This is a genomic window from Qingrenia yutianensis (assembly GCF_014385105.1).
GTDB classification, from domain to species: Bacteria; Bacillota; Clostridia; order UMGS1810; family UMGS1810; genus Qingrenia; species Qingrenia yutianensis.
The window spans coordinates 34,109-46,993 of the sequence record NZ_JACRTE010000014.1; the positions used below are offsets into that span (position 1 = coordinate 34,109).

Here is a 12,885-nt window from a genome sequence, read left to right on the forward strand (position 1 = left end):
TACCCAAATTTTACAATATGGACGGCAAATAAATGTTAAGATAGAAAATGAGGGGCGCAACGGTCAGAACAGAGTCGAATCTGTCTAAAATTCCGCCGTGGCCCGGGATAATATCGCCGTAGTCTTTTATGTGATTTTCACGTTTTATACACGACATAATAAGGTCGCCCACCTGCGAGATAACCGCCGCGAGAACGCCTGTCACCGCAAGATTTATGTAGTTTATGCCGACTCCGTTTTTCGCAAGAATTACACCGTAGAGAATGTATACCAAAACGCTTCCCAAAACTCCGCCGAGCGCGCCCTCAACGGTCTTTTTGGGCGATACCTTTTCAATAAGCTTGTGTCTGCCGAAAGTTTTTCCGGCAAAGTACGCGAACGTATCCGCGCCCCACGCGCCGAAAAACACCAGCCACACGGTAAACGCGCCGTTTTTCTCTCCGCTGATTAAAATTATATGCGCAAATGTCACGGTTATATACACCGTTTCCAAAAAGAGCATTGAAACGGTGGAAAAACGCACGGTTTCGTGCATAAAAATCATAAAAAGCATAAGCACAAATCCGAACGCGAGCGTTGCCTGCAAAACGCCTTTTGAAAAGACGGAATAATTTATTCTGTCCTGAATTGCCGCGGTGAGAAGAAAAATCATAGCCGCCGCGGCGAACATAAATCCGACTGCGGTAAGACTTTTATATTTTTTCAAAAGCCCCGTCGATTTATACATTTCAAAAAGCGCCATGACCACAAGCGCAAACACGGCAATGCTTAACGCAACACTGCCCTGCAAAATCACCGCAACCGCCGCCGCAAAGCCGAGCGTGCCGTATATAACTCTCTCTTTCAGCATAAATCACACACCTCCGAAACGTCTGTTTCTTTTTTGAAAATCCGCGACCGCGCCCTCAAGCTTGTCGGGCGTGAAATCTGGCCAGCAAACGTTTGAAAACCAAAATTCCGAATAAGCGCACTGCCAAAGCAGAAAATTGCTCAGCCGCTCCTCTCCGCTCGGGCGGATAATAAGGTCGGGGTCGGGAATGTTTTTTGTGTAAATATAATCGTTAAAAAGATTTTCGTCAATATCCGAAACGTCTATTTTGCCCGATTTTACGTCCTCTGCGATTTTTTTCGCCGCGTCGCAGATTTCCTGCCGTCCGCCGTAGTTGAGCGCGATGCTCACGGTGAGCTGTTTTCGGTTTTTCGACTTTTCCTCAACCTCGTTTATAAGGTCGATAAGCGTGTCGGACAGCCCCTCTTTTCTGCCGATTATTTTAAGGCGCACGTCCTCTCCGCCGAGAAGCTCGTCGTAGTTTCGCAGATACTTTTCGAGCAGAGCCATAAGGTCGTCAACCTCGTCTTTGGGACGTTTCCAGTTTTCGGTGGAAAACGCGTAAACGGTAAGATAGCGCACGCTTGTGTCTTTAAGGTATCTTACCACGTTTTCAAGATTTTTCGCCCCCATAGAGTGACCGGCACTTCTCGGAAGTCCTCTTTTTTTCGCCCATCTGCCGTTTCCGTCCAGAATTATGGCAATATGTTTCGGAAACGACATTTTGTCAACGCGCACCGATTTATGCTTTTTAAAAAACATATTTTTACCCCTCAAAAATAAAATGCGTCAAATGCATAAAAAATTTAACATCAAACCGACAAAATCTCTTTTTCCTTTGCCGCAACGGTATCGTCAACCGTTTTAACGTATTTATCGGTGAGGTTCTGAATATCTTTTTCTATCGTTTTGAGTTCGTCCTCGGTAACATCGCCGTTTTTCTTCTCGTTTTTGTAAAATTCCATAGCGTCACGGCGCACACCGCGTACGGCAACTTTGGAATTTTCGCCTTTTTTGCTCACTTCTTTAACGAGTTCTTTTCGTCTTTCCTCGGTAAGAGGCGGGAAGTTAAGACGCAAGCTTTTGCCGTCGTTCTGCGGGTTTATGCCGAGCTCCGATTTCAAAATCGCCTTTTCGATTTCGCCCACAAGGCTCATATCCCACGGTGCGATAACGATTGTGCGCGCGTCGGGAACCGAGATTGACGCAACCTGTGCGAGGGGCGACGCAACGCCGTAATATTCAACGCTGATTTTGTCGAGCACCGCCGCGTTTGCTCTGCCTGCTCTGATTGTGTTTAAGTCAAATTCCAATGCCGATATACATTTTTTCATTTTGGTTTCAAATTGTTCGTATTTAGCCATAATTTTTTGCTCCTTTTATAAATATTTATAAAATTGTTTTTGATACGGGACGATGCAGGCATCGTCCCGTACAAATTTCGGACGGTGAGTGCCGTCGTATGTTTTTCCGTTTTTCAGACGGTTAATACCGTAATCCTATTTCACCAAGGTTCCGATTTCTTCGCCGAGGATAACCTTCTTAATATTGTCGGGGTCATCAAGACCGAACACGCGGATCGGGATTGAATTATCCATACAAAGCGATGTTGCGGTGGAATCCATAACGCCGAGTCCTCTGTTTAAAACTTCAATATACGAAAGATTGTCAAATTTAACCGCGTCTTTGTTAATGTTCGGGTCGCTGTCGTAAACGCCGTCAACCTTTTTCGCAAGCAAAATAGCCTCTGCGTCTATTTCAGCCGCACGGAGCGCCGCGGTTGTATCTGTAGAGAAAAACGGATTTCCCGTACCGCACCCGAAAACAACAACTCTGCCCTTTTCAAGATGTCTTATTGCCTTGTTTCTGATGTACGGTTCGGCAATCTGACGCATTTCAATAGCCGTCTGCGCGCGTGTGGGAACACCTCTCTGTTCGAGCGCGTCCTGAATTGCAAGCGCGTTTATAACCGTTGCAAGCATACCCATATGGTCGGCTCTCGTTCTGTCCATTTTAACACCGGAACGGCCTCTCCAGAAGTTTCCGCCGCCCACAACTATTGCAATCTGAACGCCCATTTCGGCACATTCTTTAATCGTGTCGGTAATTCTTCCGATTGTGTCTTCGCAAAGACCGAAGCCTTTTTCGCCTGCAAGCGCCTCACCGCTGAGTTTCAGCAATACTCTTTTGTATTTCGGTTCCATAAGTAAAATTCCTTTCGTATATTATTTATATTTTAAACTTTTGCAAATTTTCTCAACTTTAATATTTCGACACGCAAATCTTAAATCCTCTAAATTTAAACGGTCAAAATCAAAAATTATTTTTGTTTTTTACAATTTCGATAATTTCTCTCGGCTCGCTTGCTATGACGTCCGCGCCGGCATTTTCGAGTTCTTCGCGCGTGCGGAACCCCCACAGTGCGCCGATTGTGAAAATTTTTGCGTTTTTGCCCGTTTCGACGTCCACTTTCGTGTCGCCGGCGTAAATGCACTCATCGGGCGAAACGTCAAGTTTTTTCAGCATATCCAAAAGTGCGGACGGGTCGGGTTTTAACGGAAATCCGTCACCGCCGCCGCAAAGAATGTCAAACGTGCCTTCTTTGAAAAACGCGCCGATAACGTCGTGCACCGCGCCGGTCGGCTTGTTTGACAAAACGCCCAGCTTAAAGCCCGAATTTTTCAAAAATTTCACAACGTCAGAAATTCCGTCGTACAGCTTTGTAAGATACATCGAATCGGTTTCGTAATCGTCGTGATAAAACTCTTTCATCTCGTTAAAAAGCGCGTCGGAATACGCGTTTTTCTCGCAGAGCATACCTTTTACAAGGTTTTCGTAGCCTCTGCCGACAAGATATTTATACCGTTCGCGCTCAATCTCGGGCAGACCGAATTTCTTCATCGAACGGTTTCCGTAGTAGCAGATTGTGTCGATTGTGTCGGCGATTGTGCCGTCAACGTCAAAAACCGCAGCTTTATACATTTTAAAAATCCCCTTTATCTATTCGTAAATTTTTTCAACATCTTTAACCGCGCTCAAAAACTTTTGCGCTATGTTTTCGGGCGAAACGATTTTCATTTTTCCGCCGAACGTGAACACCCACGCGAAAAACGTCGGACTGTCCGCAACGTTTACCGTTGCGATAAAGTGACTGTCGCCGTCGGGAAGAACGGGAATATCGCGCCCGAAACGGTCGATAACCGCGTTTACAAGCGAATTTTCGCACCTTATTTTAACGCTCACCTCGGCGCCCGCAAACATTCCGAAAAGCCGTTTTGTGTAACTTGAAAGCTTGAAATTTTCGGGTGTAACTTTTGAAATATCCTCCGCGTCCTCCGAAAGAATACGTATGTTTTCCATTTTGTCAACGCGGAAATTTGTGAGATTTCCGTGCTTTTCGTAGTGCGAAACAAGGTAGTAATTTTCGTCGCTGAAGGTAAGCGCATAGGGCGACACGACGTATTCCGCACCGCCGTTTCGGTAAACCTTGTTTTTCTGCACGTTATATTCAAAATATTTAAACGCGACCTTCTTTTTTGCGAAAACCGCGCCGTGGAGCGTGTCGACGTTGTAATAAATCGTTTCGTTTCCGCTTTTCACGCGCTCGGTCATATAGAGCTGACGGTTCAGCTCGCGCGCGTTGTGACGGCTGGTTAGACCGCCGATTTTGCCGATAAGTTCACGGCTTTTTTTCTCGGTGACAAACCGCGACGCATTCACCGCGTCGCACAATAGCTTTAACTGTGCTGTTTCAAACGTACGCGACGCAAGCGCGTAGCCTGCATTTTTGCCCTTTCGGCTGATAATGTCAAGCCCGAAATGCTCCAGTTCGCAGATGTCGGAATACACCGACTTGCGCTCGGCATAAATTCCGCACAACGCGAGATAATCGAGAATTTGCGTCATAGAAACAAAATTCGTATCGTCGCTTTCCTCGTACAGAAATTTTAAAAGATATAAAATTTTTAACTTCTGATTGCTCTCTTTTGCCACACCGCACCCCCGTTATTCGGATATTCTTCGCATTGTCGTCTTTGCAAGGCTTATTTAAGCTTAACGATTGTCACACCGCTGTCGCCCTCGCCGTAGGACGCAAGCGCAAAGCTTTCCACCCTTGGCTGTTTGCGCAGATACTGATGTATGCCCTGACGCAGTGCACCCGTGCCTTTGCCGTGGATAATTCTCACCTGTGTGAGCGACGACAAAACCGCGTCGTCAAGGAATTTTTCAAGAATATATATCGAATCTTCGATATTTTCTCCGCGCAAATCAAGCTCGGCCGAAACGTTCATATATTTTGCGCCGTCACCCATTCCGCCGGACGCGCGTTTTTGTTTCTGCTTGGGTTTTTCCTCTTTAATAAGCCGTAAATCCGACAAATTCGATTTTAATTTCATAATGCCGACTTTTACCGTCAGCGCACCGCTCCTGTCGGGGAGGGTCACCACCGTGCCTTTCTGCCCCATACTCACAATTTCCACGCTGTCGCCCAGCTTTACGCTCTTGGGCGCTTTGGTGTTTACGCTCGGTTTCTCGTACTTGTTATCGGCATTTTCCTTGCTTTTTTTGTTTATCTTCTGGCGTGCGCGCTCCATTTCGCGGTTCGCCTCGGTCAAATCTTTCATTTTCTGCGCTTTTTTAATCTGCTTTAACGCGTCCTCGGTTTCGCGCTTTGCGTCCTCAATGATTTTCTTCGCCTCGGCGCGCGCTTTTTCAAGGATTTTCTCGGTTTTTTCGTCCAGAATTTTGTTGCGCTTTGCCATTTCCTTTTTGATATTTTCCGCCTCTTGCTTAATGCTCTGCGCTTTGTCCTTTTCGCGCTCGCTCAAAATTCTGTTCTTTTCAAGCTCGGATATAACGTCCTCAAATTTCACGCTCTCGGTGTCGATATGCTTTTTCGCGTTGTCAATGATAAACTGCGAAAGTCCGAGCCGTTTTGAAATTGCAAACGCGTTGCTCTTTCCGGGAATACCGATAAGAAGTCTGTACGTCGGCGCAAGGGTTTCAACGTCAAATTCACACGACGCGTTCTCTACCCTGTTGTTTGAAAGCGCATACACTTTAAGTTCGCTGTAATGCGTGGTTGCGGCGCATTTCGCGCCCGTGTTTTTCACATATTCCAAAATGCTGATTGCAAGCGCCGCGCCCTCGGTGGGGTCTGTGCCGGCGCCGAGTTCGTCGAAAAGGCAAAGACTTTTTTCGCTGATTTTCGACAAAATATCCACGATGTTAACCATATGCGCGGAAAATGTGCTCAAACTCTGCTCAATGCTCTGTTCGTCGCCGATGTCGGCAAAAACGTCCTCAAACACCGCGATTTCCGAGCCCTCCTCCGCGGTGATATGCAAGCCCGAAAGCGCCATAACCGTCAAAAGTCCGATTGTTTTAAGCGTTACCGTTTTACCGCCCGTGTTCGGACCCGTGATAACCAGCGTGTCGAAATTTTTTCCAAGATAAATATCGGTTGCAACCACCTTTTTCGGGTCGATTAACGGGTGGCGCGCACGGCGCAGATTTATGTGCCCTTTATCGTTGATGTTCGGCGCAAAAGCGTCGGTCGCAAGAGCGTATTTGCCCTTTGCGAAAATCAAATCTATGCACGAAATTGTGTCATAGCTCATTTTTATAAGCTTTGAAACAAGCGCAACTTCGTTTGTGAGATTTGCAAGAATTTTTTCGATTTCGTCTTTTTCCTCGCCCAAAAGACGGCGGATTTCGTTGTTTGTTTCAACAACGCTCATAGGCTCTAAAAATATGGTCGAACCGGTGGCGGAAACATCGTGCACAACGCCGGGGATTGCGCCTTTGTATTCGCTTTTGAGCGGAATAACGTATCGGTCGCCGCGAAGCGTTATAAGCTGTTCCTGAAGGTGCTTTTGGTGCGACGGCGACGTGATGATTTTTTGCAGAATATCTTTAACTTTATTGTTCGCCGCGCGGATTTTGCGCCTTATATCCAAAAGCGTACTGCTCGCGTCGTCCGCCATTGTTTCCGCGTCGATAACCGCGCCCGTGATGTCAGTTTCAAGGCGCTTGTCCTCATAGAGCGCGTCTATATGCTCGGCGAGAATTTCACATTCCGCGTCTTTTGTGTGCATTTTAATTCTGCGCGCCGTTTCAAGCACCTTTGCAATGTTTAAAAGCTCGGACATTGTGAGCGTTCCGCCCATATCCGCACGTTTTAACGACGCTGTGACGTCGCTTGCACAGGTGATGGGCAGACTTCCGCATTTTGTAAGAATACGCGACGCCTCTTTGGTTTCGTCCTGCATTTTCTGCGCCGATTTAAGCGTTTTTGCCGGCATTATGCGCATTATTTCGTCTTTTGTGCTTTCCATAACCGCAAAGTCGGACAAACGTTTTAATATTTTATCAAATTCAAGTGTTTTCAAGGCTTTTGTTTCCATATGCCAAACCTCCGTAATTTGCCGAAAAATCCTGAAATTTTAGCTTATTATATATTCATAGGCATTATATCACATAATATTCAATTTTGCAAATGTTTTATTGTACGGTTTTTTGGACAGATAAAACTTTATAATAGACTTATAGGCATCAGAGGAGCGAACCCCGTGTGGCTTAAATAGGCAAATTTTCCAAAATACTGCGTTGAAAAGCTATGTTATACGTCAGTATTAACCCAGCTTTTCGCCTTGTCTTTTTAAAAATTTGCTCTATTTAAACTCTTCGACCTTCCGTTTTAAAAATTATTTGAATTTTCGGTACGGAGGACGAAGATAGGCTGACGCCTTTCGAGGACGACAAGCCGAAAAGGCATGAAATTTTTAAAATGCAAGGCATACGGGGTTCGATCCTCTGATGCCTAAGCAATAAACAAAACGAAAGGAAGAAAAACTATGAAAAACATTTTTAATCTTTTGATTATCGCGGGAATAATAACACTTATCGGAACGGCAGGCGCGTCGGATTTTGACGGCATAAGCTTTTCGCAGATTTTGTCACAGGCGTTTTTCTCGGTAAAACTTGTGTTTTGCGGAGTGATTTTGAAAAGAACGTTTGAATTTTTGAAAAAATGCGTGGTAAGAAAGGTTCTGCGCGAATACGCGCACTGCAAAACCGCGTAAAAACGCAAAAAATGAGCGGAGGAGAAAATCTTCCGCTCATTTTGTTTATTTTGTAAGTGCGTCCGCAAGGCGCGCAAATTCGTCTATCGAAAGTGTTTCGCCTCTGCGTTTTTCGTCTATGCCGATATTTTTAAGAATTTCTGAAATTTCCGCTTTTGAAAATCCCGAAAATCCCGCGTTTGAAAGTGCGTTTAAAAGCGTTTTTCTGCGCTGTGCGAACGACGCTTTCACCGTTTTGAAAAACATTTCTTCTTTTTTCACGCTGACGCGCGGTTTATCGAGCAAATCGAGCCGTACCACCGTTGACGTGACTTTCGGAGGGGGCATAAACGAGGTGTTCGGAACGTCGAAAAGATAGTTTGCATTGCAAAAATACTGCACCGCAAGGCTGATTGCGCCGAAATCTTTCGTTCCCTCGCTTGCGCAAAGGCGCTTTGCGACCTCTTTCTGCACCATAACCGTTATGCTTTTGAATTTCACCTTGCTTTCCAAAAGCATCATAATTATCGGCGTTGTGATGTAATACGGCAGATTTGCCGCAACTTTCACGTTTTCCGTGCCGAATTTTTCCTCGGCAAGGCTTTTTATGCCGATTTTCATAACGTCGTCGTTTATAATTTCAAAATTGTCAAAATCCTTTAAATTTTCCTCAAGAATGGGGATAACCGTTTTGTCGATTTCAACGCACACGACTTTTTTCGCCGCACCGCAAAGGCGCTGTGTAAGCGTGCCGAAGCCGGGGCCGATTTCAAGAACGCAGTCGTCCTCCGAAATATCCGCGCCGGACAAAATGCCTGCAAGCGCGCCCTCGTCTACCAGAAAATTCTGGCCGAGCGACTTTGAAAATCTAAACTCATATTCCGATAAAATTTCTTTAATCACGCGCGGTGACGCTAAATTTCTCATAAATTGTAACCTGTGTCAAACGCTTTCATATTATTTTCCAGAAGTTCAGGCTTTGAGGGCGGAACCATTTTTGTAACTGCCTTTTTGATTTCATCGTACGTGAAAAGTCCCGTTTCTTTTACAAGCTTGCCCACCATAATGATGTTTGCAAGCTTGGGAAGTCCCATTTTATTCGCAAGATTTGTTGCGTCGATTTTGAAAACTTCAACGTCATTTCTTTCAACATCGCGCGAAATAAGAGTCGAGTCGATAAAAATTTTACCGCCTTTAACAACCGAATTTTCAAATTTGTCAAGCGACGGGCCGTTCATAACCACAAGGCTTGTGGGGTCGGTGATAACGGGCGACGCTACCGGCTCGTCCGACACTATAACCGAGCAGTTTGCCGTACCTCCGCGCATTTCGGGGCCGTATGAGGGAAGATGCGAAACGTTTTTGCCCTCGTTCATTCCGGCATATGCCACAACCTTTCCGGCAAACAGAATACCCTGACCGCCGAAGCCTGCAAAAATTATTTCCTGTGTCATCTTATTTATCCCCCTTTTCTGCCGTAATATCCTTATAAACTCCCAAAGGATAGTGAGGAATCATATTATCTCTGAGCCAGTCCATAGCCTCAAGCGGTGACATTCCCCAGTTTGTGGGACAGGTCGAAACAACCTCGACAAGCGAAAATCCCTTGCCGTCAAGCTGGGTTTGGAACGACTTTTTAATAGCTTCTTTTGCTTTTTTGATGTGCGCAACGCTGTCTACCGCAACACGCTCGATATACGCCGGACCCTCGAGAGTTGAAAGCATTTCGCTCACTCTTATGGGGTATCCCTGTGTTGCCGCATTACGTCCGTACGGCGAGGTTTGCGTAACCTGGCCGACAAGCGTTGTCGGCGCCATCTGACCGCCCGTCATACCGTAGATTGCGTTGTTTATAAATATAATCGAAATATTTTCGCCTCGCGCCGCCGCGTGAACGGTTTCCGCCGTGCCTATAGCGGCAAGGTCGCCGTCACCCTGATAGGTGAAAACGAACGACTCGGGAAGCGCTCTTTTTATGCCCGTTGCAACCGCCGGCGCTCTGCCGTGAGCCGCCTGCTGCATATCGCACTCAAAATAGTTATACGAAAAAACACTGCATCCTACCGACGCAACGCCTACCGCCTTGCCCTCGATACCCAGCTCGTCTATAACCTCGGCAACCAAACGGTGCACAATGCCGTGCGTACAGCCGGGGCAGTAGTGAAAATTAACATCGCACAAAGCGTGCGGTTTTGTGAAAACCTTTTCCATTAAAACGCACCTCCGTTTAATTCTTCGATTTTTGTCAAAATTTCGGTCGGAGTGGGCACAATGCCGCCCGTTCTGCCGAAGAAATGAACCTCGCCCTTGCCGTTTACCGCAAGTTTTACGTCCTCGACCATCTGACCCGTACTCATTTCAACCGACAAAAATTTCTTTTTGCCGTCCGCAACGCGTGCAAAAACGTCTTTCGGGAACGGCCAAAGCGTAATCGGACGGATTAAACCGACTTTTATGCCTTTTGCGCGCGCCTTTGCCATTGCGGTTTTCGCGATACGCGCCGTTGTGCCGTATGCAACAAGGACTATATCCGCGTCGGACGTGCCTTCTTCTTCGAAACGAACCTCGTTCTGCTCGATAATGTCGTAGCGTTTCTGACGTTCGATAATTGTATCTTCAAGGTCTTTTGCGTTAATGTAGAGCGAATTTATAATGTTGTGTTTGCGTTTCATCTGCGTACCGCACGCCGCCCAGCCTTTTTCCGCATAAACCGCGTTTTCGTCCTCCTCGGGGAACTCAACGGGTTCCATCATCTGACCGAGCATACCGTCGCCCATAAGCATTACGGGCATTCTGTATTCATCCGCAAGATTAAACGCCTCGCTTGTCAAGTCTACCATTTCCTGAATTGACGACGGAGCCAAAACGATAAGGTGATAATCACCGTGGCCGCCGCCCTTTACCGCCTGGAAATAGTCGGACTGCGCCGGCTGAATACCGCCGAGTCCCGGGCCGCCGCGGACGATATTAACCACAACGCACGGAACGTTTGCACCGGCAATGTAGGAAAGTCCCTCCTGTTTTAAGCTTATTCCGGGGCTGGACGAGCTTGTCATAACCCTTTTTCCGGCACCGCCTGCGCCGTAAACCATATTTATCGCCGCAACTTCGCTCTCCGCCTGGAGGAAAGTTCCGCCGATTTTCGGCATTTTTTTAGCCATATAAGCCGATACCTCTGTTTGAGGCGTTATCGGGTATCCGAAAAACAAACGGCAGCCCGACCTTATTGCGGCCTCCGCAAGCGCTTCGTTACCTTTAACCAATACTTTTGCCATTTTTCTCAACCTACCTTTCTACCTCAATTACCACGTCGGGACAAATTGTTGCGCAAAAGGCACAGCCTATACATTTGTCCTGCTCAATCACGGTTGCCGGATTGAAGCCTTTTTTGTTAATCCTGTCTTTTGCGATTACCACAATTTTTTTCGGACAGGCGGACACGCAAAGCATACAACCCTTGCATTTGTCCTCGTTGAACACTACCTTTGCCATTTACGGCACCTCCTTATTACGTTTATCGAAAATTAGTAAATTTTTAAATTAAAACGGTAAATTCATAAATGTTTCAAGCTCAAAATGCTTGTTCTTTTGCGGAATTTTATCGAGAATTTCCTTTTTTCCCGATATATATGTCACACCCGTTCCGAGCTTTTCAGCGCATTTTTCTATCAGCTCCGCGCTGTTTAAAATGTGGCTCGGTTCGGTGAGATACGCAAGATTTGTGTTATTTACCACGTCGGTGATTTTAAGGCGCGATGTTTCTTCGATTTTGTGCGCAAGCTCCAGAATATCGTCCTCGTTTGCCGTCATAGGACGCATTGCGTTTATCACAAAATACATTTTGTATTCCTTGTTTTTGATGTAGTTAAAAAATCCGCCAAGAGCCACCGCTCCGTCCTCGTCGCCCCCGACGTCGAAAACCGCCTCGGTTCCGCCGTCCGCAAACACCGATAAAATTTCGCTCGGCAAAACGGGAATGTCGACGTTTGAGCTTGCAAACTCCGACGCGACAACGTTTATACCCTTTTCGGACAGAAAATTTTTAACGTCGCTCGTGCGGAAATACGGATTTACAATGTCAAGGTCGCAGATTGTGACGCGCTCTCCCTCCGCTTTTTTCTTCAGCGCAAGATTTAGCGCAAACTCGGTTTTTCCGCTTCCGTAGTGACCTGTTACTATGCTAATCACGGTGATATATCACCTCCGAAATTGTGTGAGTTATTTCTTTTTTACCCAAAAATTTTATGACAATAAGCCACACCGCGAGCGAAACCGCGGTGAAAATAAGGCTTAATTTTTCGCTTTTAAACACCGCACCGCCGAGGATAAGCGATACAATAAACAAAATCACGGGCAGAATGTAGAGAATAAACGACGAAAAAAGCACGCTTTTTGTGCTTGCGGTGACGCTCACCGTGTCGCCCTCCGACGCGCCGATACTGTTTTCGGCAAGCACCTGCACACCGCGGTTTTCACAGATTTTGCAGTGCACACAGCTTTCACCGCACGCGGATTTGCGCACGCATAAAACGTACGCGAATTTACCGTCTGTTTTTGTAACACGTCCCTGACCCGTCATATTTTCACCTTAAACCGTCCGGCCGGTTTTTGCATTGCCCTGTCGGTTTTTGTCATATTTTTTGTTAACGTATAGTATAGCAAATTTTTTTGAGTTTGTAAAGCAGAAAAATAAGCGTTTATGCAAATTTAACCAAAAGGGAGGGAAAAAGGAAGGTGATGTTTCCCCTCGCCCCCTCGATTTTGCTGAAACTTTAAATTTTTTCTTCTATATCAAAAATAGGTTATCGTAATTTTTTGGTTGCTCCGCAGGCTCTGCTTTTGGCGCAAAAGCAGAGGGAAAACGTGGGGGTTTCGATTCCCCCACACCCCTAAACGACAAGGGCTATGCCCTTGACCCGTTCTGTAAATGTTAATTTTTAGCGAACGGTTTGTTTTCTGTTATTGTTTGAGAAATATTTCGATAACCTGTTG

General features: G+C 46.2%; 15 protein-coding genes. 1 reads left to right on the forward strand and 14 read right to left on the reverse strand.

Features of this window, described 5'->3' with window-relative positions:
- Positions 1-10 precede the first annotated feature (10 nt).
- From H8706_RS09620 to H8706_RS09650, 7 genes are all read right to left on the reverse strand, one after another.
- Positions 11-850: a phosphatidate cytidylyltransferase gene (locus H8706_RS09620; RefSeq protein ID WP_262432446.1), complete on the reverse strand. Its 840-nt coding sequence runs from the start codon at positions 848-850 to the stop codon at positions 11-13.
- A 3-nt stretch (positions 851-853) separates the two neighbouring features.
- Positions 854-1,591, reverse strand: coding sequence for an isoprenyl transferase (locus H8706_RS09625; protein WP_262432447.1), 738 nt, complete (start codon positions 1,589-1,591; stop codon positions 854-856).
- Between the two features lie 50 nt (positions 1,592-1,641).
- Positions 1,642-2,193 (reverse strand): ribosome recycling factor, encoded by a 552-nt coding sequence (frr, locus tag H8706_RS09630; RefSeq protein ID WP_262432448.1) that lies wholly within the window; start codon positions 2,191-2,193, stop codon positions 1,642-1,644.
- Between the two features lie 135 nt (positions 2,194-2,328).
- A complete protein-coding gene (gene pyrH / locus H8706_RS09635; RefSeq protein WP_178347445.1) occupies positions 2,329-3,033 on the reverse strand; it encodes a UMP kinase in 705 nt (234 codons plus the stop codon).
- A 109-nt stretch (positions 3,034-3,142) separates the two neighbouring features.
- The gene (locus tag H8706_RS09640) at positions 3,143-3,811 is read right to left on the reverse strand and encodes an HAD family hydrolase (protein ID WP_178347444.1); all 669 of its coding nucleotides are present in this window, start codon (positions 3,809-3,811) and stop codon (positions 3,143-3,145) included.
- Between the two features lie 18 nt (positions 3,812-3,829).
- Entirely contained in the window at positions 3,830-4,822 is a 993-nt protein-coding gene (locus tag H8706_RS09645) for a helix-turn-helix transcriptional regulator (RefSeq protein ID WP_262432449.1), read from the reverse strand.
- A 50-nt stretch (positions 4,823-4,872) separates the two neighbouring features.
- Complete coding sequence (locus H8706_RS09650) at positions 4,873-7,236, reverse strand: endonuclease MutS2 (RefSeq protein ID WP_262432450.1); 2,364 nt, start codon at positions 7,234-7,236, stop codon at positions 4,873-4,875.
- Between the two features lie 450 nt (positions 7,237-7,686).
- Between H8706_RS09650 and H8706_RS09655 the strand changes: the two genes are divergently transcribed.
- Positions 7,687-7,914, forward strand: a complete 228-nt coding sequence (locus tag H8706_RS09655) for a hypothetical protein (protein ID WP_178347442.1) — start codon at positions 7,687-7,689, stop codon at positions 7,912-7,914.
- Between the two features lie 45 nt (positions 7,915-7,959).
- Here H8706_RS09655 and rsmA read toward each other — a convergent pair whose 3' ends face one another.
- Genes rsmA through H8706_RS09690 form a run of 7 tightly spaced genes read right to left on the reverse strand, consistent with a single transcriptional unit; the run spans position 7,960 to position 12,472 of the window.
- A complete protein-coding gene (rsmA, locus tag H8706_RS09660; RefSeq protein WP_262432451.1) occupies positions 7,960-8,820 on the reverse strand; it encodes a 16S rRNA (adenine(1518)-N(6)/adenine(1519)-N(6))-dimethyltransferase RsmA in 861 nt (286 codons plus the stop codon).
- A complete protein-coding gene (locus H8706_RS09665) occupies positions 8,817-9,347 on the reverse strand; it encodes a 2-oxoacid:acceptor oxidoreductase family protein (RefSeq protein WP_178347440.1) in 531 nt (176 codons plus the stop codon). Before H8706_RS09665 ends, rsmA begins: the two co-directional genes overlap by 4 nt.
- Position 9,348: 1 nt before the next feature.
- Positions 9,349-10,104, reverse strand: a complete 756-nt coding sequence (locus H8706_RS09670) for a thiamine pyrophosphate-dependent enzyme (RefSeq protein WP_178347439.1) — start codon at positions 10,102-10,104, stop codon at positions 9,349-9,351.
- Positions 10,104-11,168 carry a 3-methyl-2-oxobutanoate dehydrogenase subunit VorB gene (locus H8706_RS09675; protein ID WP_178347438.1) on the reverse strand — a complete coding sequence of 355 codons (1,065 nt, stop codon included), beginning with the start codon at positions 11,166-11,168 and terminating at the stop codon, positions 10,104-10,106. Before H8706_RS09675 ends, H8706_RS09670 begins: the two co-directional genes overlap by 1 nt.
- 10 nt (positions 11,169-11,178) lie before the next feature.
- On the reverse strand, positions 11,179-11,385 hold the full coding sequence (locus H8706_RS09680; protein ID WP_178347437.1) for a 4Fe-4S dicluster domain-containing protein: 207 nt from the start codon (positions 11,383-11,385) through the stop codon (positions 11,179-11,181).
- Between the two features lie 48 nt (positions 11,386-11,433).
- Positions 11,434-12,081: an ATP-binding protein gene (locus tag H8706_RS09685; RefSeq protein ID WP_178347436.1), complete on the reverse strand. Its 648-nt coding sequence runs from the start codon at positions 12,079-12,081 to the stop codon at positions 11,434-11,436.
- Positions 12,074-12,472: a SoxR reducing system RseC family protein gene (locus tag H8706_RS09690; RefSeq protein ID WP_262432452.1), complete on the reverse strand. Its 399-nt coding sequence runs from the start codon at positions 12,470-12,472 to the stop codon at positions 12,074-12,076. Before H8706_RS09690 ends, H8706_RS09685 begins: the two co-directional genes overlap by 8 nt.
- Positions 12,473-12,885: the final 413 nt, after the last annotated feature.

Coding starts and splice junctions, on each gene's coding strand:
- H8706_RS09650 (WP_262432450.1), bottom strand. CDS start 7,236: ATGGAAACAAAAGCCTTGAAAACACTTGAATTTGATAAAATATTAAAA.
- H8706_RS09665 (WP_178347440.1), bottom strand. CDS start 9,347: ATGACACAGGAAATAATTTTTGCAGGCTTCGGCGGTCAGGGTATTCTG.
- H8706_RS09680 (WP_178347437.1), bottom strand. CDS start 11,385: ATGGCAAAGGTAGTGTTCAACGAGGACAAATGCAAGGGTTGTATGCTT.
- H8706_RS09670 (WP_178347439.1), bottom strand. CDS start 10,104: ATGGAAAAGGTTTTCACAAAACCGCACGCTTTGTGCGATGTTAATTTT.
- H8706_RS09640 (WP_178347444.1), bottom strand. CDS start 3,811: ATGTATAAAGCTGCGGTTTTTGACGTTGACGGCACAATCGCCGACACA.
- H8706_RS09675 (WP_178347438.1), bottom strand. CDS start 11,168: ATGGCAAAAGTATTGGTTAAAGGTAACGAAGCGCTTGCGGAGGCCGCA.
- frr (WP_262432448.1), bottom strand. CDS start 2,193: ATGGCTAAATACGAACAATTTGAAACCAAAATGAAAAAATGTATATCG.
- H8706_RS09690 (WP_262432452.1), bottom strand. CDS start 12,472: ATGACGGGTCAGGGACGTGTTACAAAAACAGACGGTAAATTCGCGTAC.
- pyrH (WP_178347445.1), bottom strand. CDS start 3,033: ATGGAACCGAAATACAAAAGAGTATTGCTGAAACTCAGCGGTGAGGCG.
- H8706_RS09625 (WP_262432447.1), bottom strand. CDS start 1,591: ATGTTTTTTAAAAAGCATAAATCGGTGCGCGTTGACAAAATGTCGTTT.
- rsmA (WP_262432451.1), bottom strand. CDS start 8,820: ATGAGAAATTTAGCGTCACCGCGCGTGATTAAAGAAATTTTATCGGAA.
- H8706_RS09620 (WP_262432446.1), bottom strand. CDS start 850: ATGCTGAAAGAGAGAGTTATATACGGCACGCTCGGCTTTGCGGCGGCG.
- H8706_RS09655 (WP_178347442.1), top strand. CDS start 7,687: ATGAAAAACATTTTTAATCTTTTGATTATCGCGGGAATAATAACACTT.